Consider the following 25,209-nt stretch of genomic DNA (forward strand, 5'->3'; position numbering starts at 1 on the left):
ATGGTTTATATGGAACAACTATGGCATTAATCGTTCAAAAATATGGCGGTACCTCTATGGGTACTCCAGAGCGCATTTTAAATGTTGCTCGTCGTGTAAAGCGTTGGCATGACCACGGCCACAAGGTTGTAGTGGTTGTATCAGCAATGAGTGGCGAAACCAATCGTCTACTTGCTTTAGCGAAAGCCATTACCGAAACCCCTGACCCACGAGAATTAGACCAAATGGTTTCTACGGGTGAACAGGTAACGATTTCAATGTTAGCAATGGCGCTCAATTCTATTGGCGTTGAAGCTAAGTCACTTACAGGTCGCCAAGTCGGTATCAAAACAGACAATGCGTTTACCAAAGCACGTATCGAGTCGATTGATACCGATACCATGACTGCGCATTTAGATGCTGGTCGTGTGATCGTGGTTGCTGGTTTCCAAGGTTTCGATGCCGATGGTAATACCACCACCCTCGGCCGTGGCGGTTCAGATACTTCTGGTGTAGCACTTGCTGCGGCATTAAAAGCAGATGAATGCCAAATCTATACAGATGTAGATGGCGTTTATACCACTGACCCACGCGTTGCACCAAAAGCGAAAAAAATAGACCGTATTTCATTTGAAGAAATGCTGGAAATGGCATCACTTGGTTCTAAAGTTCTACAAATTCGCTCGGTTGAATTTGCAGGAAAATACCAAGTGCCTTTACGCGTATTATCAAGTTTTGATAATGACGATGATGGCGCATTCGACGAAGAATTTAAAAAGAACGTCGGAACACTAATCACCACTGAGGCGGAAGACAACATGGAACAACCAATTATCTCTGGTATCGCATTTAACCGTGACGAAGCTAAACTTACGATTCTAGGTGTTCCTGATGAACCAGGTATTGCATCTAAAATTTTATCGCCAATTGGTAATGCCAACATTGAAGTGGATATGATTATCCAAAATGTTGAAGAAGATGGTACAACTGACTTCACCTTCACGGTAAACCGTGGCGAACTTGCAAAAGCAACAAAAATTCTTCAAGAAACTGCTCAAGCCATTGGTGCGCGCGAAGTTGCTACACGTGACGACATTGTTAAAGTGTCAATCGTAGGTGTTGGTATGCGTTCACACGCAGGTGTTGCAAGTAAAATGTTTACTGCCCTGGCTGATGAAGGCATCAACATTTTGATGATCTCAACTTCAGAAATCAAAATTTCTGTGATTATTGAAGAAAACTACCTAGAACTTGCTGTACGTTCTCTACACACTGCTTTTGGTTTAGACCGTGAACATGGTGAATCAAGCGCACGTGCTTAAGCAATCTTGCGAAAAACTTGTCATTGTCTGACAGTTTTTGCAAAAGACTACAAAAATCAGGGGCCACTATAGTTTTTTCTATAGTGGCTCTGTTATATTAAGCCCGAGGCTTTCTTAAATTTAGATGAATGTTATACCTAATGTCACTAGATATCTAAAAATTCAAGTGTCATGCGGTTGTATTAAACATTTGTTTAAATTTTTTTAAATACAAAAAATTATGTATTTTACTTTAGTACAACTGCAGGTTTAGCGTTTTGCAAGGAGATAAACATGCTGATTTTGACCCGACGCGTCGGTGAAACATTAATGATTGGGGATCAAGTAAGTGTTACTGTACTTGGTGTCAAAGGCAACCAAGTTCGTATTGGTGTCAATGCTCCCAAAGAAGTATCTGTACATCGTGAAGAGATTTATCAACGCATTCAGCATGAACGTGCAATGCATGAACATCTTCAACATCTTGATCAGGACTACCAGCCTGCATTTGAAGATGAAGGTGCACAGCAGAATAATTTCAATCGTTAAGATTGAAACATTCAGATATAAAGCGGCCCGATTGGCCGCTTTAAATTTTTATACAGTCTCTTTTTGCTCAAGTGCCTCGATCACTTTCTTTACAGGCCCAAAACTACGACGATGCTCGTCAATGACCCCATGTTCAGCAATCGCCTCAAAATGCGCTTTGGTTGGATAACCTTTGTGTTTGGCAAAACCAAACTGAGGATATTTTCGATCCATCTCAATCATTTGATGGTCACGTGTCACTTTGGCCAAAATACTCGCTGCTGAGATTTCAGCATGTAAAGCATCCCCACCCACAATTGCCTCACAACTCATACTCAAGCCTTGTGGAATTTTATTACCATCAACCAAGACATGTTCGGGCTGTATTGCAAGCTGTTCAACCGCGCGGCGCATCGCAAGCAAAGATGCTTGTAAAATGTTGATCTCATCAATTTCAGCAGCACTCGCCTCAGCAATCACCCATGCTAATGCTTTTTCCTTAATTTCGACAAAAAGTTTTTCACGTTTTTTTTCAGTCAATTTTTTGGAATCATTCAACCCTTGTATTGGGTTATTCGGGTCTAAAATTACCGCAGCAGCGACCACTGAACCCACCAAAGGGCCGCGCCCTGCCTCATCTGCACCTGCAATTTGCATTTTCTACTCTCATAAAAAAATGGCTGATCAACAGCCATTTTAAAAACTTAACAATTTATTCGGCTTAGTTTAGCATTTCAGAGGCGCATGTGGCTGTTGTTTTTGTTGCGGCTAAAGCGCCATAGGTTGCCTTTGCTTTGGGATCAATTGCCGCCAAAGCCAACTGCTCTTTAGACAATACTTTGGGAGAGTTATCACCTACACAGTTACATACTTCACGTTTTTTCTTTTGTTTTTGGTCTTCTGATAACAGCTTACTGCCCATGATCCATGTCGGATTAGTTTCGATTTCATCCATACATTTTGCATGTGAGGCCATTTTAATAGCCGAAATTCCATCATCATCTGAGCTAGATAAAGGATTCGACACACACGCGGAAAGCATAAGCGAGCCAAACAAACAGAGAATTAACTTATCATTTTTCATACAGATACACCCTTTGTTGTAAAAGAAATCAGGCTTCAATTGTTATTATTCAATTCAATATAAAAGATAAACGCCAAAAAGTACAAAAAAAACCGCAAAGAAGCGAGGCATGTCCCCCGCTTCTTTGATATATCACAACTTAATTCACCGCTTCAGCCACACATGCATTGATGGTTTTGGTCACAGCATTGCTAATAATGGTTGTTCGCGCCGCAGGGTCAATGGCCGCTGTTGCCACATCGACAGCGGTAATATTTTGTGGGGCTTTTTCACTTACGCAACCACAAATTTCGGTTTGAATATCGGTTTTTTGGTCAGCCGTCATAAATTTGGTTGCTGTTTTCCATGCCGGTAGATTATTCAACTCAGTCGTACATTTTGCATTAATGGCAATTTTAAGCGCCGCTGTACCCAGTTGTTGCGTGGTGGTCGTCGTATTGGTCGTTGCCATATCAGTCGTTGTACAAGCCGACAGGATCAAAGCCAAAGGAGCAAGCACTGCAATCATTTTTTTCACGGAGTTATCCATTTATAACAGTTAAAGTGCGCGTATTTTGCCGAATCTTTGCTATTTACGGAAACACTATTTCCATGCCATTTTAATATCTTTCGCCTATTGCACAGCTTTAGATCAGTCATACGCCATTGGTCTGTGCAGCGTTGCAGAATATCAACGCTATGTTGCATCTACTACATTTTTGACCTATCTATAGTTCTATAAAATAGCGCAACATAAAAATGGATGTGAATCTAATGAACTCGGCAAATACCCATTACACGCGTACTGCTCAAATCCTGCATTGGCTCATGGCAATTATCTTTATTGCTGCTTGGCTGATTGGTTTTTATAGCGGAAACTTCCTCAGTTATGATGCTGATGGTAGCTTTAAAGGGGATGTCATTACCTTACATAAGAACATTGCAACCACGATTATCTTTCTAGTAGTGATTCGTATCTTTTGGCGTTATACCCACCCTGCACCCAAACTTCCAGACAGCATGTCACCGTTAATGCAAAAAATGGCACACTTCGGTCATTTGGCTTTATATTTCATTTTGTTGGCTTTGCCTATTACTGGCTGTTTATTTAGCTGGAGTGCTGGGCACCCTGCACCTGTATTATACCTTTTTGAAATTCCCCGCTTAGTACAAGATAACCCTGAATTACTCGCGATCGTAAAACCTTTACATATCTGGATTTCATGGGCAGCAGGATTGCTGTTGGTAGGTCATATTGCAGCAGCACTGAAACACCACTTTATTGATAAAGATAATGTGTTAAATAGCATGACCAAACAAGCAAAGTAATACTAAGTTGAACCAGCCTAAAAGCATCAATCTGTTGCTTTTAGGATTTCATCCACCACACATCCTTTCAGCGTATTCAACACACCCTGTTGTACCACCTGTTTTTTGACTTGTTCATCAACTACGGCATGTAGCAAGGTTGTTGCTGGAATATCCTTTAACGCATTTTCACCCACGCAACCACAGATTTGCGTTTGGAGCTGATTCTTTTTCTCTTCACTAAGCAATGCTGTACTGACTTTCCACAGCCTTGTCGCTTCAAGCTCAACACTGCACTGATACACCACCACTGGCCTTAATAGCTTTTGAGTTAACCCTGTATCCGTTTTGAGTAAATAAACTGCAAAGAGCACAACAATAACCACAAGCGATGCAATGATTTTTTTCATATCGACCTCACATAAAAAAGACAGAGCGAACTCTGTCTTTAAAAGGACATCAGATTAAGCAATGGCTGCAATTTCAGCCGCCCATTTTTGCTTCTCTTCTGCCGAAATAAACGACGCCTCAAAAGAGTTCAGCGCCAATTGTTTTAGCTCAGCTACTGTTAAGTCTAACGCATCTGTAATGGCAATAAAGTTATCATTCATATAACCACCAAAGTACGATGGATCATCTGAATTTACCGTCACTTGCACACCTTGTTGCAACAAACGGCGGATATTGTGCTGTGCCATATCGTCAACGACACATAGCTTTAAGTTGCTGAGTGGACAAACTGTCAGTGGCATTTTTTCTGCGATCAAACGCTGCATTAATACAGGGTCTTCTTCAGAACGTACACCGTGGTCAATACGGTTTACTTTAAGCAAATCTAAAGCTTCCCATACGTATTCTGCCGGGCCTTCTTCACCCGCATGCGCAACCACTAAAAAGCCTGCTTCACGCGCTTTAGCAAAGACATGTTCAAACTTTGAAGGGGGATGCCCAACTTCACTTGAGTCTAAACCTACACCAATAATTTGATCTTTAAAAGGCAATGCCTGTGCTAAAGTTTCAAGGGCTGCTTCTTCACTTAAATGACGCAAGAAACACATTATCAAATGCGAGCTAATGCCGAATTTTGCCTTGGCATCATCACATGCGCGTTGCAGACCATTAATCACTGTTTCAAAAGCAATACCACGGTCTGTATGCGTTTGTGGGTCAAAAAACATTTCAGTATGCACTACACGGTCTTCGGCACATTTTTCAAAATACGCCCAAGCCAAGTCATAGAAATCTTGCTCATGAATCAGTACATTTGCGCCTGCATAATAGATGTCTAAAAACGATTGCAAATTGTGAAAATTATAAGCCTGTTTTACTTCTTCAACCGACTTATAAGGAATGTCTATTTGATTACGCTGTGCGATTGCAAACATGAGTTCTGGCTCAAATGTCCCTTCAATATGCACATGCAATTCAGCTTTTGGTAAAGCACGAATGAGCTCCAATTGACTCATATCTTTTCCTCTTTAAAAATAAAAAAGGGCGTAAACTGAGTTTACACCCTTATCACTATTTGATGAATTAGCCACCAAATAACGCGAATTTTAATGCCCAAAGCACAGCCACAATCCACACCATGTACGGTACAGTCGCCGCTTTACCGGTGAACAATTTAACCAATGCATAGCTAATAAAACCCATTGCAATACCATCTGCAATTGAATAGGTAAATGGCATAAATACAATGGTTAAGAACGCAGGTACAGCTTCAGTAATATCATCCCAATCAATATGGGTAATCCCTTGAATCATCAACACACCAACAAATAACAATGCTGGAGCTGTTGCAAAACCTGGTACAGATTGAGCTAAGGGTGCTAAAAACAAACATAAGATAAATAACACACCGACCACAACTGCGGTTAAACCTGTACGGCCACCAGCAGCAACACCAGCAGACGACTCAATATATGGTGTCGTCGATGATGTACCTAGTGCTGCACCTGCAACAATTGCGGTTGAGTCTGCAAATAATGCTTTTTTCAAACGTGGAAGCTTGCCATCTTTCAGTAAGCCTGCACGGTGTGACACGCCCACCAATGTACCTGTTGAGTCAAATAAATCGACCAAGAAGAATACAAAAATGACACCCACTAAGCTTGCTGTAAATAGGCCTTCAAAGTCCATTTGCATGAATGTTGGAGCAATTGATGGAATCTCACCAACAACACCTTTGAACTCGCTTAAGCCCATTGCTGTTGAAATTGCAGTTAAAGCCAAGATGCTGATAATAATAGCACCACGCACTTTAAAGTGATGCAGTACAACCACCATCAAGAAGCCAAATAAAGCCAAAAGAACCGTCGGTTGCTTTAAGTCGCCCAATCCAACCAAAGTCGCTGGATTGTCCACAATAACGCCTGCATTTTTTAAAGCAATCAACGCAAGGAATAAACCAATTCCGCCGCCAATCGCAAGCTTAAGCGACATTGGGATTGCATTCACAATGGCTTCACGGATCTTAAACATACTGATCGCAATGAACACCAAACCTGATACAAACACTGCAGCCAAAGCAGTCTGCCAAGGCACACCCATACCCATACACACCGAATAGGTAAAGTAAGCGTTTAAGCCCATACCCGGTGCCAATGCAATTGGATAATTTGCAACAATACCCATAACCAAACAGCCAATTGCGGCTGCAAGACAAGTCGCTACAAAGACAGCACCATGATCCATCCCCGTTTCGGATAAAATCATTGGATTCACAATAATGATGTAACACATAGTTAAGAATGTGGTTACACCTGCAAGAAGCTCTGTACGAAAACTGGTTTTATTTTCACTCAGTTTGAACATACGCTCGAGCATATTTTCTGAAGATGGATTAGGAGTCGTCATGACCTAGCCCCTGTAAATAAACTTTTAAAACTGTATAACTGCCAAAAAATTTCGACACTCAGTATGATGAAAATCTGATTAAATTTCTGGAAGTTAAAGCAATGAATATGCCAAATTTCCTCAATTCAGGAAAAGTTTATTTAGCCATGAATGGTTCAAACGCAGGGTCGAACCATATATACCTAAACAAAAAAGCCGCATAAACTGTATGCAGCTTTCAACAAAAACGTCATTTTAGACTCAAAATCTAAAATTCAATATATCTTGGCGCGAATTATAACACACTGATTTTTAATTGTTTTAAATTTATTTTTAATTAAAATTCAACATGATAAGTCATTTACACATGATTTTATTCTATCTTAAGCGTCAAAGTACTTTAGTGGAGACCTGCTCGATTATTGCTTCAGCATCACTTTGAAGAGGGCTACTGACTTTTTCAGGCATGACCTTTGCCTTTGAGAAAGGACTCAACTTTTGTACTTTAGGCTCAGCACTGTTCATGAGTTGATTCAACTGTTGCTGTTTTTTCGTTTCTGTATCCTGAAAAACAGCAAACCCAAGCAAACAAACTGCAGCCACAAAAATAGGGATTAGAATTTTTTTCATGACATTCACAATATCCACAACTGCTTTAGCATGATTACAAATCATAACAAATAATACAAAGGGTCACACATTTATCAGATAAAAAGCATCTTCACACTTTATAGTTTTTTCTGATTTAATTATTTCAATAACATAAGATTAAGTTAAACGAGTGAGAAAAAAATATGATCAAAGTGCTCAATTTTGTAATATTTTATATTTCAAAAAATTACAGTTGATTAACCTTTTATGAACATAATTTGGTTTAGACAAGATCTTCGCACACACGACCATGCTGCACTTTGGCATGCAAGCCAACATGGACCTATGCTGGCTTTAGTGATCCTATCCCCACAACAGTGGCTATTACATCATGACGCGGCTGTAAAAATTGATTTATATGTCAGACAATTGCACGATTTAAAACAGAGCCTTGCTCAGCTGAATATTCCTTTGCTCATTCTAAATATTCCGCTGTGGCAAGATATTCCACGTCAGCTTTCATCTTTATGTCATACACTGCAAGTACAACAAATCTTTGCAAATATCGAAATGGGCGTGAATGAGCTTAAGCGCGATGCCGAAGTTCAACAATGCTTAAATCAGCAACACATTGAATTTACGCTCTTCCAAGATAGAACCCTCTTTCCCTTAAACAGTATTCGTAACCAATCTGGTAAGCCCTATCAAGTCTTTGGCGCTTTTAAAAAAACCTGTTATGAGCGCTTAAATATTGGCTTACCACTGTGCTACCCTCTCCCTTCTGCACAGCAACCTATACTGCTTCCTGCCGATTTAAATAGAGCCATTCCACACATTGAATCGCTGATTGATGTGAATACGAATGAGTTAAATCAAATTAAAGCCTATTGGCCTGAAACGGAAATATATGCGCTTTCAGTGCTCGATGATTTTATTGATCACAAAGTTAGTGACTATCAAAAAGAGAGAGACTTTCCATTTTTAAATAGCACCAGTCAACTTTCAACTTATTTAAATCTCGGGATCGTGTCGATTCGCCAGTGTCTCAATGCCCTGTTTCGTGCTCAACACGGTCAATTTATGATTGATAACACAGGCCAGCAGATTTGGTTAGATGAATTACTTTGGCGGGAATTTTATCAGCATATTTTATTTGATTTTCCACATGTCTCTAAACATCGGCCATTTAAAGCCAATACACAGCGTATTGTATGGCGAGATTCGCCTGAAGATTTAAACGCGTGGCAACAAGGTCGTACTGGTATTCCAATTGTGGATGCAGGTATGCGACAACTACTTGCGACAGGCTGGATGCATAATCGAGTTCGTATGATTGTCGCAATGTTCTTAACTAAAAACTTGTTGATTGATTGGCGTCTGGGCGAGCAATGGTTTATGCAACATTTGGCTGATGGTGACTTAGCTGCCAATAATGGCGGATGGCAGTGGTGTGCCTCCACGGGCACCGATGCTGTGCCTTACTTCCGAGTCTTTAACCCTGTGAGCCAGTCGCAAAAATTTGATAGCAATGGTGACTATATTCGACAGTGGCTGCCAGAGCTTGCACATTTAGATGCCAAAAGCATTCATGAGCCTTATGCGAAGCAGCCGAATATGGATTTGGACTACCCCCAACCAATCGTCGATTTAAAATCCAGTCGTGTTCGTGCCATCGAAGCATTTAAAGGGCTTTAAACACCTAAAGCTTGGGCTAAGTTCCGCTTAGCCAAACGCTCATAGCACTTTTGGAAAAATGGCGTCTGGTACAATGGTTGCGTTTCTAAAAAGTGCTTTAACACTTGCTGGCGCTTCTGCACATAAAGTGCGGGCTCAACCCAAGCATATTCTTGCTGAATTTGGCGTTCATATTCAGCAAAACGCATAGGATCACTAGCTAAAATAGCCAGATCAATATCCAATAGATAAGCCAAATCAGTGTCAGCTGTCGGTGCATGTGCTTGGGTTGCCAAAATCCATGCATAGATCTTTGAAATTTGCTCAGTTCCAAGCACATTTTTAAGCATCTGTTGCATGTAGTCGGCGCTTTGCTGCTCATTGTCATGTGCTTGCGGGTGATAAATGACATCATGAAACCAAATGGCCAACTCAACAGACAAAGTATCGTCTAAGTAGATTTTGATCTGATGAAAATGCTCTAAACATTCAACAATATGTTGAATGTTATGATAATGTCGCTGCACTTCACTATAGGCGCCATACAGCGACACATAGAAATTTTGAGTGGTATCGTCATCCAAACTCAGTTTCTTTGCGGTGAGCGCCCAATAGTCCTGAAACTGTTTTGTATACTGCGCCATTGGAATGCCCTTGCATTATGCCGCCTGTTCATCTCGTTTAAAGACCAACTCACCTTTTAATGAGCTGTCGGCATCAAAGTAATAACCATCTGTCTGGAATGATTTTAACCCTTCAATTCGATCAATTTGGTTTTCAATCATATAACGCGCCATCAAACCACGTGCTTTTTTGGCATAGAAACTAATGACTTTATACTTGCCATTTTTCTGATCTAAAAACACAGGTTTAATAATTTCAGCTTGAATTTTGCTTTCTTTCACGGATTTATAGTATTCATCCGAAGCAATATTCAACAAAATTTTAGAACCTGCCTGCTCTAAATCTTGGTTAATTAAATCGGTAATGTGATTGCCCCAAAACTCATACAGATTATGTCCGCGTGGGTTAGCCAGCTTGGTTCCCATCTCTAAACGATACGGCATCATCAAGTCCAGTGGACGTAGCAAACCATATAACCCAGAGAGCATTCTTAAATGTTGCTGTGCATATTCAATGTTTGACTCTGAAAAATGATAAGCATCTAAACCAGTATAGACATCGCCCTTAAAAGCAAACATGGCTTGTCGCGCATTGGCAAAGTTGAATTCTGGCTGCCAATCGCGAAAACGATCGACGTTTAAGGTGGCAATTTTTTCACTGACGCTCATTAAGCTTGCAATTTCACTTGCCGACAGTTTGCGACTAACTTCGATCAATTCTTGGGAATATTGCAGCAATCTGGGTTGTGTATACGCATCGGTAGGTAAAGCAGTTTGGTAATCTAAAGTTTTGGCAGGAGAAACAAGGGCAAGCATAGATAACCTGATTAAAAAACAATTAAACAGACTATATCAGTAGACTTATTTTATTGCCAATCTGTGTTTTTAATAAGCATAAACGGTTAAACTAGCCCATTCTCCTGTTATATGTATCGATTCTCTATGTCTGAGCAGATGTTCATTCAAGGTCCAGTTGGGCAAATTGAAGTTTTTGTAGATTATCCACAGGGTGAAGTGAAAGGATTCGCGGTAGTTACTCACCCCCATCCACTCCAAGGTGGTACACCTCAACATAAGGTTCCTGCATTGCTTGCGCAAATGTTCTTAGAACGTGGTTGTATTGTGTACCGTCCAAGTTTCCGTGGCTCAGGTCAAAGTGTTGGTCTACACGACGAAGGTCATGGCGAAACTGATGATGTTCTTGAAGTGATTAAGCATGCTCGTGCAGCACATACAACTTTACCCTTCTATGCAGGTGGTTTTAGTTTCGGTGCGCATGTCATGGCAAAATGCTATGATGCTTTACAAGAAGAAATTCGACCAAAACAAACCATTTTATGTGGTCTACCAACGGCAACTGTTGCAGGTGTACGCCACTATGTAACACCACAGCTTAAAGGTGACATCTTATTCATCCATGGCGAAGCCGATGAAGTTACCTTACTGTCTGACATGATTACATGGGCTAAACCGCAGCGCCATTTAGTGACTGTATTACCTGGTGCAAACCATTTCTTTACCGGTTACTTAAAACAGTTACGTATTGCGATTACACGTTTCTTGTGGATTTAACGCATCACTCAGTTCAAGAAAGAAATGGCTGTCTAACATTAGCCCCCTTTCTTTCTTGAACTTTTTATTTTTAATCTAGATGTATCTCTTTTTCTATTCCAACGCTTAATAAGCCATTTCCAGCAGCTTCATTAGTCGTCCCTTATATCTCTTCTGTTCCCAAAATAATTTTAAGTTTCCTTTTGAGCGCCAAACTCAATCAGCACAATCTCCATCCAATGCCTGTTTTAAAAATAAGTAAGGATTTAATCCTGCTAATGGTACTTTATGCAACAATCTACGCTTGAACTTGATATATTCTGCACATCATTATTCAAATAATAAATTATACAATCAACATCTTAGCTCGTGAGAGCTATTCATTTAGATAATTTTTAAAATATTCAGGGATTTTATGAAAACAATTCTCGGGGCAGTTTTAGTCACTATAGCCACCACATCTGCCTGTGCTCAGGACATTATAGGAACTTGGCGTTATATCGATGATAAAACTGGAGAACCCAAAGGTCTGGTGAAAATTGAAAAGCAAGCCAATGGGACTTATGCTGGAACTGCACTGAAAGCAACACCTCGTCCAGGTTATACAGCAAAAGAGTTCTGTACCAACTGCCCTGCACCCTACACCAATAAGCCTATTATTGGTATGCAAGTGATTACCGGTTTAAAGACTGAAAATAATATTAATTATACGCATGGCAAAATCATCGATCCCGTTTCAGGCAAGCTATATAGCCTAAAAGGTAAAATTAGCCCAAATGGGAAAAAGCTATTCTTAAGAGGGTATTTAGGTGTTTCTGCTGTGGGACGTAGCCAAACTTGGTTACGTGTGGAATAAGGCTTCTAGCACATCCAGTTATAAGCACATTGCCCCATCAAAATATTAAACGTGTTCTGTTCTAAAAAATGCTGAATTAGGGTCTGTTGAGAATTACCGAGAGTTAATTAAACTCGCGCACAGTTGAATCATGGCTTCAAAACTCGTATCTGTTTTTACAACTACGCATCGCTATACGTTTAAATTCTTTTAACTTACAGAAATAGTTTTCAATGAGATGACGCCATTTATACATAATCGTATCAAAGGCTCTCATTACTTTTCGATTAGATTTGGGTGGGATCACCACTTTCACTTTACGTTCATTGAGTTCTTGGATGAGCCAATCTGCATCAAATGCTTTATCCGCTAGTAATGCTTGAAAATCAACATCTTCAATTAAAGGTTTGGTTTCTACTAAATCGTGATATTGACCAGGCATTAATCGAAACTTAATAAGGTTGCCTAGACTATCCACTAAGGCAAGAATTTTACAGGTCATTCCACCTCGAGATTTACCTATAGACTGTTTGAAAGTCCCCCTTTTGCACCTTGCCCATGTCGATGAACTTTAACAATCGTTCCATCAATCATGGCGTATTCCAAATCAACATCTTCATTTACAGATGCAAAAATAGTTTCAAATACACCAGCTTTCACCCAATCACGGTATCTTTTAAAGACGGTATTCCATTTACCAAAATGAGGAGGTAGATCACGCCATGGACTGCCTGTACGGGCAATCCATAGGACTGCTTCTAAAAATAATCGATTATCTTTTCCACTACGACCTCGATCGGTCACTTTACCTAGGCAAAAAGGTTCCATTTTTGCCCATTGGGCATCAGTAAGTATGTATCTATCCATAGTACTATTATAAATTAATCAGTAGCCTTTGTTAATTCTCAACAAGCCCTAGGAAAAACCAATTCAGCATTTTTTATCTATTCAATTAGCCTTTCCACTCAAACTCAGTAAAACTTTTATCTGTTTTTAGTGTAGTTTCAACCGCTTGTGCCAATTGATTTAACAAGCTTCGTTCAGCAATTCGGTCTAACCAGTCTTGCTCTTCATCTGGATAAGAGGCAATTTCGCACACCAGATTTCCTTCGCCGTCATGACCTTGGCACGTAATAGACAGTGGCAAAGTATGATTATCGACACTCACAGCTACTTGATCACCACTTTGTAGCAAAGTTTCAAAACCAAATTGACCTAACTTTTGAACCAGTAGGTCTTGTACTTGCTTCTGTACTACACCGCTTTCATTTACATCCTGCTGCTGTCCATGCTGTGCTGTAAATTGTAATTTTCTCATTGATCATCCTAAAGGCTTTTTTGTTATATGGGTTTAGCATAATGACTTAACACAAAACAGCCAAGCAAAAGCTTGGCTGTTTTCACACAAAATATCTAAGCTTTAGTCTTATTCAGTGACTTGGATCGCTAAACCAGCTTGATTGCTTAATTGCGTAAAGGTCGGGAAACTCGTAGCAACCGTTTCAGTACCAATGATTTTAATTTCACCAGAGGTGCGTAAGCCGGCCATTGAGAAACTCATCGCAATACGGTGATCGTGATGTGATTCAATTTCTCCACCGGTGAAAATCGCGCCCCACTCGCCCGAATGACCTTTACCCTCAATAATGATGCCATCGTCAGTCGGTGTACAATCGATACCCATGGTTTTTAAACCATCTGCCATCACTTGAATACGGTCTGATTCTTTCACACGCAGCTCAGCAGCACCCGTTAATACGGTTCGCCCTTCGGCACAGGCAGCGGCAATGAACAATGCAGGGAATTCATCAATCGCCAATGGCACTTGATCTTCAGGCATATGAATACCTTTGAGTGTACGTGTGCCTTGAATACGAATGTCTGCAATCGGCTCTCCGCCTGCAATACGTTCATTTTCAACCGTAATGTCTGCACCCATTTGCTTCAAAATCTCGATCACACCTGTACGCGTTGGGTTAATGCCCACTGCTTCTAAAGTTACGTCTGAACCTTCAGTAATCGCAGCACCCACCATAAAGAAAGCAGCCGATGAAATATCTGATGGCACTTGAATCTCTGTACCAACTAACTTACCGCCACCTTGCAGTGAAATACGGTTGCCTTCTGTTTTCACGTCATAACCAAATGCACGTAGCATACGTTCAGTATGGTCACGTGTAGGTTCAGGTTCTGTGACCGATGTTTCACCTGCTGCCCACAAACCTGCCAATAAAATTCCAGATTTCACCTGCGCAGATGCCATTGGCAAGTCATAGTGAATGCCTTGTAAAGCTTGGTTTCCAGTGATCGAAACAGGAGGTGTACCACGCTCACCTGTGGTTTGAATCTGTGCACCCATTTCACGTAACGGTTTAGCAATACGTTCCATTGGACGCTTCGACAGTGATGCATCACCCGTCATGACAGAGTCAAATTTTTGTGCAGAAAGCATCCCTGAAAGCAGACGCATTGAAGTCCCTGAGTTACCCATGTAAAGCGCACTTGCTGGCGCTTTTAGGCCATTTACGCCCACACCATGAATCGTCACTTCACCATTTTTAGGACCTTCAATGCTCACGCCCATATCACGGAAGGCTTGTAAGGTCGCTAGCGCATCTTCTCCTTCCAAGAAACCTGTCACATGCGTCGTTCCTTCTGCAATTGCACCAAACATGATTGAACGGTGTGACACAGATTTATCACCTGGCACGCTAAACTTACCTTGGAAACTTTTTTTACCCGGTAATATGGTGAATTGCTGTGTCGTCACTTTATTGTTCTCCATGAAAGGTTTTTGAGCGAGCATATGGTTAAAATGCTGGCGTGCTGCTTGCGCATGTCCAAGCAAGCCCATTAAAGCATGTGAATCTTCATCTTCAATGAGTTTACGAATCGTTGCCAGTTGGTTTTCAAAACCATCTACGGCATTTAAAATGGCTTTTTTATTGGCAAAAAAGATGTCGTGCCACATTTGTGGGTCACTTGCCGCAATTCGAGAAAAATCGCGAAATCCCCCCGCAGCATAGCGAAAAATATCTAAATTATCTTCACGGTTTGCCAGTTGTTCAACTAAGTTAAAGGCCATCAAATGCGGAAGATGACTGGTATGCGCCAAGACTTCATCATGCTTGGCCACATCCATACAAATCACTTCTGCTTTCGCAGCTTGCCATAGTTGAATCAGTTTCTCTACAGCCCAATCAGCACTGGTCGGTAATGGTGTCAAAATCACTTTATGATTTGCAAATAAATCGACCTTACCCGCATGCACACCCGTGTGTTCTGCACCCGCAATGGGATGCCCCGGTACAAAGCCAGCAGGTAATGCTTCGCCGTACACTGCTTTGGCCGCGTCGACCACATTACCTTTGGTACTGCCCACATCGGTAATAATCGTATGTTCTTGCAAATATGGTTTGATGGTTTCCAAGACTTTTAGCGTTGCACGAACGGGTAAGGCTAAAACCACCAAGTCCGCACCTTGAACCGCCTGCACAGGATCACTATACCCCTGTTGGATTAAGCCCAAAGCTTTGGCATCCTGTAAGGTTTTTTCAGAACGTGTAGAGGCTACAATGTTTTGGGTTAAACCTTCGGCAATCATCACCCGTGCAAGACTCGAACCAATCAGTCCAAGACCAATAAATGCAACTTTTTCAAACAGTGGCGCAGACATAATTTAAGCGTTCGCCTCTAAACCTAGTACGTTGGCCAAAGCCGTTAGAAATTTCGTATTTTCAGCTTCAGTTCCAATCGATACCCGTAAATGATTGGCGATGCCCACGGGACGAACAATCACCCCTTCTTTTAATAAAGCATTAAAAGTTTGTGCAGGATCGGCTTGTATATCGACCAAAATGAAGTTAGCACGAGAAGGCTCATAGTTTAGGCCTAGCGCTTTAAAACCTGTTTCAAGTTGCACCATGCCAGCTTTATTGACCATACGTGATTTCTCAATGAAATCTTCATCTTTCAGTGCAGCAACCGCTGCCACCATGGCTAAATGGTTGACGTTAAACGGCTGACGAATACGATTTAAGAAGTCTGTCACTTCTGCCGATGCTAAAGCAAAACCAACACGTAATGCCGCTAAACCAAAGCACTTCGACATGGTACGGCTAACAATCAGGTTCGGATACTGTGCTAAAAACTTTAAGCTGTTAAAGTTTTCTGGGAAATATTCCACATAAGCTTCATCTAAAACCACAATCACATGACTCGGTACTTTTTGCATGAAGCGCTCAAATTCGGCCTCTTCAAACCAAGTTCCTGTCGGATTATTGGGATTCGCAATAAACACCAATTTGGTATTGTCTTTAATTGCCGCCGCCATCGCGTCAAGGTCATGCGAAAAACCTTGAGCAGGTACTTCAATCGCTTCGGCATTGATGGCTTGCGTGACCAAAGCATAGACTGCAAATGCGTGTTGGCTATACACCACTGAGTCTTTTTCTGAAACAAAAGCACGGGCAAAAATTTCAAGTAGGTCGTTTGAACCATTGCCTAAAGTAATACAATCATGCGCTACACTAAACTGCGCATGAACTTGATCCTTCAAGATAAAACCACCACCGTCTGGATATCGTCCAATTTCCACCAATTCAGCAACAACTGCTTCTTTGACTTTGTCCGAACAACCCAAAGGGTTTTCGTTTGAAGCAAGCTTAACAATATCGGTCATTCCCAATTCACGCTCTAATTCGCTGATTGGCTTACCCGGTTGATATGGTTTTAACTTCGCAATACCTTCATTGGCTGGAGCAAACGACATGTGACCTTTCCATTCTTACAAGTGGTGTACATGGTTGAGTTTGGAGTAAACCCAACCACCTTAGAGATTACAGTACTGCAATCGGGTATGAACCCAATACTCGAACTTCTTTCACGAGTGGACGAATCTCTTCAATAGCTGCTTTAACATTATCTTGTTCCACATGCCCTTCTAGGTCAATGAAGAAAACATAAGCCCATTTTTCAGGCAATGCAGGACGCGTTTCGATACTGGTCAAACTAATGTTGTGCTTTGCAAATGGTGCAAGGATTTCCAATAATGCACCTGCACGATCATGTGCAGAAATCAGCAATGACGTTTTATCATTACCGCTTTGCGGTATTCTTTCACGACCAATCACCAAGAAACGTGTGGTGTTCTCAGGATTATCTTCAATATTGCTGTGTAAAATTTCTAAATCATAAATACTTGCTGCAACATCAGATGCAATAGCAGCCGAATGCCATTCAGTACGAATACGACGTGCCGCCTCAGCATTCGAACTTAAAGCTACACGTTCCACACCTGGATAGTGTGCGTCTAACCATGCACGACACTGTGCCAAAGTTTGCTGATGCGCATAAATTTGTTTAATACTGTCTTTACGCGTGTTTTCAGATACAAGAAACTGGTGATGAATACGCAATTCAACTTCACCAATCACATTTAAGTGTGAGGCTTTAAAACAATCCAAAGTATGATTGACCACACCTTCTGATGAGTTTTCTACAGGCACCAAACCATAGTGTGCACTGCCTGCTTCCACTTCACGGAACACTTCATCAATGGTCGGTAAAGGACGAACCACAGCATCATGTCCAAAATGCTTCAACACCGCAGAGTGTGTATAAGTTCCAACAGGGCCTAAAAATGCAATACTTTGCGGTGCTTCAAGCGCCAAACATGCAGACATGATTTCACGGAACAAACGTGCCATGGTCACATCAGACAAAGGGCCTTCATTACGCTCCATAACATTCCGTAAAACTTGCGCTTCACGTTCTGGACGGTAAAACATTGGATTCTCTTCAGAAGCAAATTTTGCTTTTGCAACAGCTTCCGCCAGTTTCGCTCGACGGTTAATAAGTTGTTGAATCTGTTGATCAACAGAGTCGATATCCTGACGGATTTGATTGAGGTCAAGAGAAGTCGTTGTGTTTTGATCGTCTTGGATCATTGTTATGTCGCCCTTCATATACATTGTGCAAACAGTATAACAATAGTTAGCTTTGAAATCTTGCGCAATAAGACTTTGCATGTTTCAGTGCTAAAAACATACAGTTGATTTAATCATCAAGTTTATCAATAAACTGCCCCAATAATAGACATCAATAAAACCACTGAACCCTGCCTATTTTCTTCGTGCAATTATGCATAGAACAGCACCCAAGCAAAACACTAAGATGATGGTATTTGGGTCTTAACTCAACGCTTTTAAAGCTGCGTCTAGGTTTTGAAAAACTTTGCTACACCTTCACAAAAATCACCATTTATCTGTATTTCAGTGCGTTAGACTTTTTTTTAAAATATGCTTTACTTAAGTTGACGTATTCATAACAAAGAGAGTATGCAGCAGTAGCGATTGCTCTATAGTCTCAATAAAACAAAACAATAATGAACTGTAGGTACTGTCATGCACAAAAAAATTGCAGTCTTGGTCACCTATGACTTTGAGGATGCCGAATATGCTGAACCCGTAGAAGCATTTCGAGCAGCTCGGCATAGTATTATTAACCTTGAAAGTCAGGCTGGCAAAATCATTTATGGCAAAAAGCGTAAAGCTTTTGTCACCATTGACCAAAGTATCGATGATGCCTCTGTGCATGACTTCGATGCCTTACTCATCCCAGGTGGGTTTTCGCCAGACAACCTGTGCCAAGATGAACGCTATGTCTTATTTGTCAGGCACTTTGCAAACACGCAAAAACCTATTTTATGCAGTGCAGACGCTCCGCAAATTTTAATGCATGCTGGAGTTGTGAAAGGTAGACGCATGACGTGTATCCATCACCTTCATCAAGACTTAAAAGATGCAGGTGCCGTGCTGTATGACACAGGTGTTATGAATGACAATAATTTATACATTTCATCGCAAACCCAATATGACCTACCCGCCTTTATACAAGAAAGTTTATTGGTACTGAACCGATAAAAAAGAGCCTACTTGAGGCTCTTTTTAGACACATGTTTATATCAACACCTAAGGCTTAGCGCCCAAGCAAACTACGTGCGACAATTTCTTTCATAATTTCATTGGTCCCACCGTAGATGCGTTGAATACGCGCATCGACAAAGAAACGTGAAATTGGATATTCACTCATATAGCCATAGCCACCAAAGAGCTGCAATAAATTATCTGCCACCTTCATTTGCATATCTGTTGAAAAGCTTTTTAGCGCAGCTGCGGTTTCGACATCCAGCTTACCTTGCATATAAAGCTCAACGTTTTGATTGTAAAAAGCAGCTGTGGCTTGTTCATCAATCTTGGCTTGAGCCAAAACAAAACGTGTATTTTGGAACTGCGAAATATGTTGACCAAAGGCTTGACGCTCTTTGACGTATTGGATAGTGACATCTATCGAACCACGAATTGCCCCTATAGCCGTTGCTGCAATTGCTGTACGCTCTCGTGGTAGCTCTTGCATCAGATAAGCAAAACCTTGACCTGCTTGTCCCAACAATTGATCTTTCGGGACTTTCACATTGTCATAAAACAACTCAGAAGTGTCTTGTGAATGTAGCCCAATTTTGTCGAGGTTGGTGCCTTTTTTAAACCCATCCAAGTGGGTATCGACCAACATCAGCGAAACACCCTTTGCGCGGGCTTGCGGATCAGTTTTTACTGCCAACACCACAAGGTCGGCATGCTGCCCATTTGAAATAAAGGTTTTAGAGCCATTTAAAATATAATACTCCCCTTGCAAAATGGCATTACTTCGCATGGCTTGTAAGTCTGAACCCGCACCCGGTTCCGTCATTCCAATCGCACCGACCACTTCACCTGACACCATTTTCGGTAACCAGTACTGCTTCTGTGCTTCCGTTCCAATGTGCAAAATATAAGGCGCAGCAATTTCAGAGTGACAAGAAATACCTGTCGATAAAGCACTAAAACCCGCACGTGCCGACTCTTCCACCAACATGAGTGAATAATGCGTTGGAACACCATAACCGCCGTATTCCTCTGGAACATCGACACATAAGAAGCCATTTTCACCCAAGGCATTCCAGACTGAACGCGGCATTAAGCCTTCTCGTTCCCACTGTTCATAGTGTGGTGCAATGTGTTCATTCATAAAACGACGAAAGTTATCGCGAAATAGTTCTAAGTCTGCATCGTAATTCAACATGTTTCTTCCTTGTAGTGACGTTGTTTTATTATTCAGTTCACATGCTAGCCATTTTTAACGCAACTGTCATGACCGCATCAGGCCATTTTTTTATGCCAAAAAAAAGGAAGCCCTTAGGCTTCCTTTTTAAGATGAACTGAAATTATGCGTGAGCATTTTCTTCAACAGCCATTTGCCGGTCTACTTCATCTGGATTTGCAAGTGCGAAGTTTAATTTTTCTTGGTCTAACTGACCCACCCATTTCGCAACAACAATCGTTGCCAATGAGTTACCCACCAAGTTGGTTAAGGCACGTGCTTCAGACATAAAACGGTCAATACCTAAGATAAGCGCAAGACCCGCCACTGGAATATGACCAACGGCTGACAAAGTCGCTGCCATCACAATAAAGCCCGAGCCTGTTACACCCGCAGCACCTTTCGATGAAATCAATAACACACCCAATAAAGTCACTTGGTGCATAAGATCAAGCTGAGTATTGGTCGCTTGTGCAATGAAGATCGCAGCCATCGTTAAGTAGATTGAGGTACCATCTAAGTTAAATGAATAACCTGTTGGAATAACCAAACCAACCACTGACTTTTCACATCCCGCAATTTCAAGCTTTTTCAGCATACGCGGTAAAACCGATTCTGAAGATGACGTACCCAGTACGATCAACAACTCTTCGCGAATCATACGAATCATTTTCAAAATACTGAAGCCACAAAGACGTGAAATTGTGCCTAAAACCAAGAAAATGAAAAGTAAACAGGTAATGTAGAAACAGATAATCAACTGAGCAAGCTGCGCCAAGCTACCAATACCATATTTACCGATGGTATATGCCATTGCACCAAAAGCACCAATTGGAGCAAGTTTCATGATCATATTTACAATGTTAAAGAACACATGAGAAATTTGATCGATGAACTTCAGTACAGGCTTACCTGCATCACCCAACTTATGTAATGCAAAACCAAACATCAAGGCAAAGAGTAGCACTTGCAGGATTTCACCTTCAGCAAATGCACCAACAACCGTGTTTGGAATGATATGCATAAAGAAGTCGACAGTCGATTGCTGCTGACCAGATTCAACAAACTTTGAGATCCCAGAAGTATCTAATGTTGAAGGGTCAACGTTCATGCCCACACCTGGCTTCCAGATGTTAATGACCAGTAAACCGATCAGTAGTGCAATAGTCGATACAATTTCAAAGTAAAGTAGCGCAACACCGCCTGTTTTACCCACAGACTTCATACTTTCCATACCCGCGATACCACTCACGACGGTACAGAAAATTACTGGCGCAATAATCATCTTGATCAGCTTAATAAAGCCTTGACCTAAAGGATAAAAAAGCTCGCCCCAGCCGGGTACATATTTTTCAACGCCATTGATAACTTGCGTACCACTAGGGAAAAAATGTCCTACTAAGATACCCGCAATAATCGCGACAATAACTTGAAAATATAGTGACTTATAGATTGGTTTCTTAGTCATAACGAATACTTCTGTAAATCAAAAGACTGAAAAAATCGGTATACCTATACTTCCTCATAGGTAGTTGGCTTTCTGATAAACACAAAAAAGCCCACAGTTTGGACCGCATCCAAACACCGGGTAAAAAAATCATGGTGTACAAACAACAGCACTGTGACAAAAATCACAGTTCATTCACATTTACTGCAATGGGAGAGACTAAAAACTAGCGAGTCACAATAATTGGGTAAATTTTACCTAACATTCTTTAATCAAAGTAAACTGATTTTAATCATAATGTATAAAATCTAAACAATATGGCTCATACTTTAGTCTAATGGTTGAAAATTTATTTAAAATTAAAAGTGCTGTTTTTTTGATTGTTCCACTAAAATAACTCAACACAGCCTTCACTTACTTTGGTTTTTTCATGAACAACAAAAGAAATATTTATAAAGATGCTGAGCACCCATTTGCTCAGTTTGTTCGCATTATTGGCAAAGGAAAAAATGGGGCACGCTCACTCAGTTATGAAGAAGCTTACCAAGCCTTTGATATGATCTTGAAAAATCAAGTGTTAGATGTACAGCTCGGTGCATTTCTGATGCTACTACGAGTTAAGGAAGAGTCTGTAGATGAACTGGCAGGCTTTGTTCAAGCCACACGAGATCAACTGCCGTTCACGGCTTTAGAGGTCGATTTAGACTGGTCGTCTTATGCAGGCAAGCGTAAACACTATCCATGGTTTCTCTTAGCAGCACTGACTTTAGCTAAAGCAGGTTATAAGGTCGTGATGCATGGTGCATCAGGCCATACCATTAACCGTATTTATACTGAACAGGTATTAGAATATCTCGATTTTAATATTTGCCAAACTCAAGCAGATGTGGAGCAGGAATTAGCGTCGCGTAATTTTGCGTATTTACCGCTGCACGCCATCTCGCCGATTTTAAGTGACTTAATTTCCCTACGAAATGTTATGGGTCTTCGTTCACCCATTCATACTCTTGCACGCTTGATCAATCCATTTAATGCCAAAGCGACCTTGCAAGCTATTTTCCACCCTGCCTATCGTGGTTCGCATCAGCAAGCAGCATTTAAACTGGGTTATCAAAATAGTGCGGTCATTAAAGGTGAAGGCGGCGAATTTGAACGTAACCCAGATGCCAAAACACTGATCTGCGGCATCAAAAATGGTGAACTCTACGAACATGAACTCCCTAAACTCACCGACAACCGTAGCCCAATTGAAGAAGAGCTAGATTTGGCTGAGTTTAAAGCAGTTTGGCTGGGTGAAAAACAGCATGAATATGGTGAAATGGCAGTGACTGAAACCATTGGCATTGCGCTATATACCATGGGCGTCTGCGATACGTATGGCGACGCCATGCAACAGGCCAAGCAGCTTTGGCGCACTCGTTTCTAAGCTGAGGGGACAAACAAAAGCGTGAACGTTATTCGTCACGCTTTTCGATCCAGTAAAAGTCGGCCCAGTAAGGATAACGCTTTCCTGAAGAATGAATATTTCTGAGAATCAACTGATCACCAATATGGATATCGATTTTTCGAGATTCATAAGGGCCAGATAAATAAACATCTTTTTGTTGTCCAATGAGGTTTGAACAATAGAGCTGATGGCTTTTTATCTTTTTTGATGCATCACTTGCATGGGCGTTATGGATGTTTATTCCAATCAATAACATCGGATAACCATCATTTTTCATTGATGTGTATTGTGTGACGGGATTTTGAAAATTTTGACTCGGTAACACAGAAACATCTAATAAACATTCAATTTTTCTTGCATCACTTGCTGTCTCAGCAAATACATTGCTCGAAATTGCAGTAATGAAGAATAAACTGAGTCGAGTGAGCTTTATTATTTTTATAAGCATAATGATTGAAACAGTTTTACAGGTTATTCAGTTGTTGAATCACCAAGCATCTGTTGCTAAGCGATTCAACGTATTTTTAATCAATTAAATAAAACGAATAGGTTTAAATTCTGGTTCAGGCACATGAGAATCACACTCCTCACCTTCTTCTTTATGCCCTTTATCGATATAACCCGTACGTTCTTTTTCAGGAGTGTTCTGATGCTCCCAAGCAATAACGGCTTGCATACAAGTTTGACGTTGTTCAGCAGTCAACACAACGCCATTTGGCCATTTACCAATTTCTACAGCTGTTTTTAAACGCTCAACAATATCGGCATCTAAAATAGAAAGCATCTGTTCAATATTCATGATTTAATCCTGTTGAAAAGAGTCAAAATCTTGGTTCCAACCGAGTTTAGTTCGGCATGACATATAAAAATCATAACCCGGTGGATGTAATAAATTCAGTTTAAAGGGGTGCTTACGAATATGTAAGCTGTCACCCACATTGAGCGAAACACTGTGTTGACCATCGGCACTGACCATCGGCAAAACACGGTTTTCACGAATCAGAAGCTTTATTTCACTGTGTCCACCCACCACAATTGGGCGTGAAGACAAGGTATGCGGATGCATCGGTACCAAAGCAATCGCATCCATCCCCGGATGCACGATTGGACCACCACCTGACAACGAATAGGCTGTTGAACCCGTAGGCGTCGATACAATCAAACCATCACTGTGTTGACGGTAGACATATTGACCATCGATATTCAGTTCGAAGTCAATCATATGCACCGACTTACCCGAGTGTAATACCACATCGTTTAGCGCAATCGCATCATAAATCGTCTCGCCCTTTGAGCGAATTTCCATTTCCAATAAGAAACGACGATCTAACTGAAACTCACCTTTTAAAACTTGATCGAGCTTAAAAATCACTTCAGTCGGCTTGATGTCGGTTAAAAAACCCAAACGCCCTCGGTTTACACCCATTACAGGGGTATTAAATTTAACCAAGGCACGTGCAGCATGCAGAAGTGAGCCATCTCCACCTACCACAATCACCAAATCGACCACTTCACCAAGAAGCGCACGACTCACCGTTTGCGTGTTTTTATAAGGAACCAGTTCAGCGGTTTGCGCATCAAAAACGGGATGTAACCCTAAGCTGAGTAGATGATCATGAATAAGACATAAGGTTTCGACAACTGAAGACTTATCTGGACGTCCAATTAAGCCTATGTTTCGAAATGTTTTATGTGAAATTTGCACCTGCAACATCGCTCCGCTACGATTCCCGCCTATCATAACATTATTTATTTAAATTGATTCAAAAACTAAAGTGACTGCTGCTACACACGGAATTGTCTCTATATTTCAGTTCGTTCACAGTTTAATTATTGCAAATTAGCGAAAAGCTTCGCATGATTAGCACAATTTCTCAGGATCTTATTC

26 protein-coding genes and 1 pseudogene are annotated in these 25,209 nt (G+C 41.0%); 8 read left to right on the forward strand and 19 right to left on the reverse strand.

The window, feature by feature from the left end; genetic code table 11:
• Positions 1–20: 20 nt before the first annotated feature.
• The gene (locus F946_RS11220; RefSeq protein ID WP_004982338.1) at positions 21–1,301 is read left to right on the forward strand and encodes an aspartate kinase; all 1,281 of its coding nucleotides are present in this window, start codon (positions 21–23) and stop codon (positions 1,299–1,301) included.
• A 273-nt stretch (positions 1,302–1,574) separates the two neighbouring features.
• Complete coding sequence (csrA, locus tag F946_RS11225) at positions 1,575–1,829, forward strand: carbon storage regulator CsrA (protein ID WP_004982340.1); 255 nt, start codon at positions 1,575–1,577, stop codon at positions 1,827–1,829.
• Between the two features lie 48 nt (positions 1,830–1,877).
• Here csrA and rnhB read toward each other — a convergent pair whose 3' ends face one another.
• The 3 genes from rnhB to F946_RS11240 all read right to left on the reverse strand — a co-directional run bounded on the left by rnhB (position 1,878) and on the right by F946_RS11240 (position 3,409).
• Positions 1,878–2,465 carry a ribonuclease HII gene (gene rnhB / locus F946_RS11230; RefSeq protein WP_004982342.1) on the reverse strand — a complete coding sequence of 196 codons (588 nt, stop codon included), beginning with the start codon at positions 2,463–2,465 and terminating at the stop codon, positions 1,878–1,880.
• A 64-nt stretch (positions 2,466–2,529) separates the two neighbouring features.
• Positions 2,530–2,892, reverse strand: a complete 363-nt coding sequence (locus F946_RS11235) for a hypothetical protein (RefSeq protein ID WP_004696154.1) — start codon at positions 2,890–2,892, stop codon at positions 2,530–2,532.
• Positions 2,893–3,031: 139 nt separating this feature from the next.
• Positions 3,032–3,409 (reverse strand): hypothetical protein, encoded by a 378-nt coding sequence (locus F946_RS11240; RefSeq protein WP_035326742.1) that lies wholly within the window; start codon positions 3,407–3,409, stop codon positions 3,032–3,034.
• Positions 3,410–3,645: 236 nt separating this feature from the next.
• On the opposite strand from F946_RS11240, the gene F946_RS11245 reads away from it, so the two are divergent.
• A complete protein-coding gene (locus F946_RS11245) occupies positions 3,646–4,200 on the forward strand; it encodes a cytochrome b (protein ID WP_004982345.1) in 555 nt (184 codons plus the stop codon).
• A 26-nt stretch (positions 4,201–4,226) separates the two neighbouring features.
• Here F946_RS11245 and F946_RS11250 read toward each other — a convergent pair whose 3' ends face one another.
• The 4 genes from F946_RS11250 to F946_RS11265 form a co-directional block, all read right to left on the reverse strand.
• Positions 4,227–4,589 (reverse strand): hypothetical protein, encoded by a 363-nt coding sequence (locus F946_RS11250; RefSeq protein WP_004982348.1) that lies wholly within the window; start codon positions 4,587–4,589, stop codon positions 4,227–4,229.
• A gap of 54 nt (positions 4,590–4,643) precedes the next feature.
• Positions 4,644–5,645, reverse strand: a complete 1,002-nt coding sequence (locus tag F946_RS11255) for an adenosine deaminase (protein ID WP_004982350.1) — start codon at positions 5,643–5,645, stop codon at positions 4,644–4,646.
• 67 nt (positions 5,646–5,712) lie between these two features.
• Positions 5,713–7,035: an NCS2 family permease gene (locus tag F946_RS11260; RefSeq protein ID WP_004696144.1), complete on the reverse strand. Its 1,323-nt coding sequence runs from the start codon at positions 7,033–7,035 to the stop codon at positions 5,713–5,715.
• 369 nt (positions 7,036–7,404) lie between these two features.
• Positions 7,405–7,644, reverse strand: coding sequence for a hypothetical protein (locus tag F946_RS11265; RefSeq protein WP_228128108.1), 240 nt, complete (start codon positions 7,642–7,644; stop codon positions 7,405–7,407).
• Positions 7,645–7,872: 228 nt separating this feature from the next.
• Here F946_RS11265 and F946_RS11270 point away from each other — a divergent pair, with 228 nt between their 5' ends.
• A complete protein-coding gene (locus F946_RS11270; protein ID WP_004982358.1) occupies positions 7,873–9,300 on the forward strand; it encodes a cryptochrome/photolyase family protein in 1,428 nt (475 codons plus the stop codon).
• Here the strand turns inward: F946_RS11270 and F946_RS11275 are convergent.
• Together F946_RS11275 and yaaA are read right to left on the reverse strand one after the other, a co-directional pair.
• A complete protein-coding gene (locus tag F946_RS11275) occupies positions 9,297–9,923 on the reverse strand; it encodes an HD domain-containing protein (protein WP_004982359.1) in 627 nt (208 codons plus the stop codon). The two genes, F946_RS11270 and F946_RS11275, sit on opposite strands and share 4 nt — an antisense overlap.
• A 15-nt stretch (positions 9,924–9,938) precedes the next feature.
• On the reverse strand, positions 9,939–10,718 hold the full coding sequence (yaaA, locus tag F946_RS11280; protein ID WP_004982360.1) for a peroxide stress protein YaaA: 780 nt from the start codon (positions 10,716–10,718) through the stop codon (positions 9,939–9,941).
• A gap of 126 nt (positions 10,719–10,844) precedes the next feature.
• On the opposite strand from yaaA, the gene F946_RS11285 reads away from it, so the two are divergent.
• Together F946_RS11285 and F946_RS11290 are read left to right on the forward strand one after the other, a co-directional pair.
• On the forward strand, positions 10,845–11,474 hold the full coding sequence (locus F946_RS11285) for an alpha/beta hydrolase (RefSeq protein ID WP_010327145.1): 630 nt from the start codon (positions 10,845–10,847) through the stop codon (positions 11,472–11,474).
• 394 nt (positions 11,475–11,868) lie between these two features.
• Positions 11,869–12,309 carry a DUF2147 domain-containing protein gene (locus tag F946_RS11290; protein WP_004982361.1) on the forward strand — a complete coding sequence of 147 codons (441 nt, stop codon included), beginning with the start codon at positions 11,869–11,871 and terminating at the stop codon, positions 12,307–12,309.
• 93 nt (positions 12,310–12,402) lie between these two features.
• Here F946_RS11290 and F946_RS17075 read toward each other — a convergent pair.
• From F946_RS17075 to pheA, 5 genes and pseudogenes are all read right to left on the reverse strand, one after another.
• Positions 12,403–13,155: pseudogene (locus F946_RS17075) on the reverse strand (IS5 family transposase).
• Positions 13,156–13,240: 85 nt separating this feature from the next.
• Positions 13,241–13,606 carry a hypothetical protein gene (locus tag F946_RS11305; protein ID WP_004982365.1) on the reverse strand — a complete coding sequence of 122 codons (366 nt, stop codon included), beginning with the start codon at positions 13,604–13,606 and terminating at the stop codon, positions 13,241–13,243.
• Between the two features lie 108 nt (positions 13,607–13,714).
• Positions 13,715–15,964 (reverse strand): bifunctional prephenate dehydrogenase/3-phosphoshikimate 1-carboxyvinyltransferase, encoded by a 2,250-nt coding sequence (locus tag F946_RS11310; RefSeq protein ID WP_004982367.1) that lies wholly within the window; start codon positions 15,962–15,964, stop codon positions 13,715–13,717.
• A 3-nt stretch (positions 15,965–15,967) separates the two neighbouring features.
• Positions 15,968–17,059 (reverse strand): histidinol-phosphate transaminase, encoded by a 1,092-nt coding sequence (hisC, locus tag F946_RS11315; RefSeq protein WP_004982369.1) that lies wholly within the window; start codon positions 17,057–17,059, stop codon positions 15,968–15,970.
• Positions 17,060–17,126: 67 nt separating this feature from the next.
• Positions 17,127–18,236: a prephenate dehydratase gene (gene pheA / locus F946_RS11320; RefSeq protein WP_004696123.1), complete on the reverse strand. Its 1,110-nt coding sequence runs from the start codon at positions 18,234–18,236 to the stop codon at positions 17,127–17,129.
• Positions 18,237–18,692: 456 nt separating this feature from the next.
• Here pheA and F946_RS11325 point away from each other — a divergent pair, with 456 nt between their 5' ends.
• Positions 18,693–19,211 (forward strand): DJ-1/PfpI family protein, encoded by a 519-nt coding sequence (locus F946_RS11325; RefSeq protein WP_004982371.1) that lies wholly within the window; start codon positions 18,693–18,695, stop codon positions 19,209–19,211.
• A 55-nt stretch (positions 19,212–19,266) separates the two neighbouring features.
• On the opposite strand, the gene F946_RS11330 is transcribed toward F946_RS11325, so the two are convergent.
• Together F946_RS11330 and F946_RS11335 are read right to left on the reverse strand one after the other, a co-directional pair.
• On the reverse strand, positions 19,267–20,409 hold the full coding sequence (locus tag F946_RS11330) for an acyl-CoA dehydrogenase family protein (RefSeq protein WP_004982372.1): 1,143 nt from the start codon (positions 20,407–20,409) through the stop codon (positions 19,267–19,269).
• 142 nt (positions 20,410–20,551) lie between these two features.
• Positions 20,552–21,895, reverse strand: a complete 1,344-nt coding sequence (locus F946_RS11335) for a dicarboxylate/amino acid:cation symporter (RefSeq protein ID WP_004982375.1) — start codon at positions 21,893–21,895, stop codon at positions 20,552–20,554.
• Positions 21,896–22,304: 409 nt separating this feature from the next.
• Between F946_RS11335 and F946_RS11340 the strand changes: the two genes are divergently transcribed.
• The gene (locus F946_RS11340) at positions 22,305–23,300 is read left to right on the forward strand and encodes a glycosyl transferase family protein (protein ID WP_004982377.1); all 996 of its coding nucleotides are present in this window, start codon (positions 22,305–22,307) and stop codon (positions 23,298–23,300) included.
• Between the two features lie 28 nt (positions 23,301–23,328).
• On the opposite strand, the gene F946_RS11345 is transcribed toward F946_RS11340, so the two are convergent.
• The 3 genes from F946_RS11345 to F946_RS11355 all read right to left on the reverse strand — a co-directional run bounded on the left by F946_RS11345 (position 23,329) and on the right by F946_RS11355 (position 25,062).
• Positions 23,329–23,769, reverse strand: a complete 441-nt coding sequence (locus F946_RS11345) for a hypothetical protein (RefSeq protein WP_004982379.1) — start codon at positions 23,767–23,769, stop codon at positions 23,329–23,331.
• A gap of 84 nt (positions 23,770–23,853) precedes the next feature.
• The gene (locus F946_RS11350; RefSeq protein WP_004696113.1) at positions 23,854–24,120 is read right to left on the reverse strand and encodes a YeaC family protein; all 267 of its coding nucleotides are present in this window, start codon (positions 24,118–24,120) and stop codon (positions 23,854–23,856) included.
• A gap of 3 nt (positions 24,121–24,123) precedes the next feature.
• Positions 24,124–25,062, reverse strand: coding sequence for an NAD(+) kinase (locus tag F946_RS11355; protein WP_004696112.1), 939 nt, complete (start codon positions 25,060–25,062; stop codon positions 24,124–24,126).
• Between the last annotated feature and the right edge of the window lie 147 nt (positions 25,063–25,209).

It is taken from the genome of Acinetobacter johnsonii ANC 3681 (genome assembly GCF_000368805.1).
Classification (GTDB): Bacteria; Pseudomonadota; Gammaproteobacteria; order Pseudomonadales; family Moraxellaceae; genus Acinetobacter; species Acinetobacter johnsonii.

Coding starts and splice junctions, on each gene's coding strand:
- F946_RS11255 (WP_004982350.1), bottom strand. CDS start 5,645: ATGAGTCAATTGGAGCTCATTCGTGCTTTACCAAAAGCTGAATTGCAT.
- hisC (WP_004982369.1), bottom strand. CDS start 17,059: ATGTCGTTTGCTCCAGCCAATGAAGGTATTGCGAAGTTAAAACCATAT.
- F946_RS11345 (WP_004982379.1), bottom strand. CDS start 23,769: ATGCTTATAAAAATAATAAAGCTCACTCGACTCAGTTTATTCTTCATT.
- F946_RS11290 (WP_004982361.1), top strand. CDS start 11,869: ATGAAAACAATTCTCGGGGCAGTTTTAGTCACTATAGCCACCACATCT.
- F946_RS11245 (WP_004982345.1), top strand. CDS start 3,646: ATGAACTCGGCAAATACCCATTACACGCGTACTGCTCAAATCCTGCAT.
- F946_RS11235 (WP_004696154.1), bottom strand. CDS start 2,892: ATGAAAAATGATAAGTTAATTCTCTGTTTGTTTGGCTCGCTTATGCTT.
- pheA (WP_004696123.1), bottom strand. CDS start 18,236: ATGATCCAAGACGATCAAAACACAACGACTTCTCTTGACCTCAATCAA.
- F946_RS11340 (WP_004982377.1), top strand. CDS start 22,305: ATGAACAACAAAAGAAATATTTATAAAGATGCTGAGCACCCATTTGCT.
- yaaA (WP_004982360.1), bottom strand. CDS start 10,718: ATGCTTGCCCTTGTTTCTCCTGCCAAAACTTTAGATTACCAAACTGCT.
- F946_RS11250 (WP_004982348.1), bottom strand. CDS start 4,589: ATGAAAAAAATCATTGCATCGCTTGTGGTTATTGTTGTGCTCTTTGCA.
- F946_RS11305 (WP_004982365.1), bottom strand. CDS start 13,606: ATGAGAAAATTACAATTTACAGCACAGCATGGACAGCAGCAGGATGTA.
- F946_RS11310 (WP_004982367.1), bottom strand. CDS start 15,964: ATGTCTGCGCCACTGTTTGAAAAAGTTGCATTTATTGGTCTTGGACTG.
- F946_RS11265 (WP_228128108.1), bottom strand. CDS start 7,644: ATGAAAAAAATTCTAATCCCTATTTTTGTGGCTGCAGTTTGTTTGCTT.
- F946_RS11260 (WP_004696144.1), bottom strand. CDS start 7,035: ATGACGACTCCTAATCCATCTTCAGAAAATATGCTCGAGCGTATGTTC.
- F946_RS11325 (WP_004982371.1), top strand. CDS start 18,693: ATGCACAAAAAAATTGCAGTCTTGGTCACCTATGACTTTGAGGATGCC.
- F946_RS11270 (WP_004982358.1), top strand. CDS start 7,873: ATGAACATAATTTGGTTTAGACAAGATCTTCGCACACACGACCATGCT.
- F946_RS11330 (WP_004982372.1), bottom strand. CDS start 20,409: ATGTTGAATTACGATGCAGACTTAGAACTATTTCGCGATAACTTTCGT.
- F946_RS11350 (WP_004696113.1), bottom strand. CDS start 24,120: ATGAATATTGAACAGATGCTTTCTATTTTAGATGCCGATATTGTTGAG.
- rnhB (WP_004982342.1), bottom strand. CDS start 2,465: ATGCAAATTGCAGGTGCAGATGAGGCAGGGCGCGGCCCTTTGGTGGGT.
- F946_RS11355 (WP_004696112.1), bottom strand. CDS start 25,062: ATGATAGGCGGGAATCGTAGCGGAGCGATGTTGCAGGTGCAAATTTCA.
- F946_RS11285 (WP_010327145.1), top strand. CDS start 10,845: ATGTCTGAGCAGATGTTCATTCAAGGTCCAGTTGGGCAAATTGAAGTT.
- F946_RS11275 (WP_004982359.1), bottom strand. CDS start 9,923: ATGGCGCAGTATACAAAACAGTTTCAGGACTATTGGGCGCTCACCGCA.
- csrA (WP_004982340.1), top strand. CDS start 1,575: ATGCTGATTTTGACCCGACGCGTCGGTGAAACATTAATGATTGGGGAT.
- F946_RS11335 (WP_004982375.1), bottom strand. CDS start 21,895: ATGACTAAGAAACCAATCTATAAGTCACTATATTTTCAAGTTATTGTC.
- F946_RS11220 (WP_004982338.1), top strand. CDS start 21: ATGGCATTAATCGTTCAAAAATATGGCGGTACCTCTATGGGTACTCCA.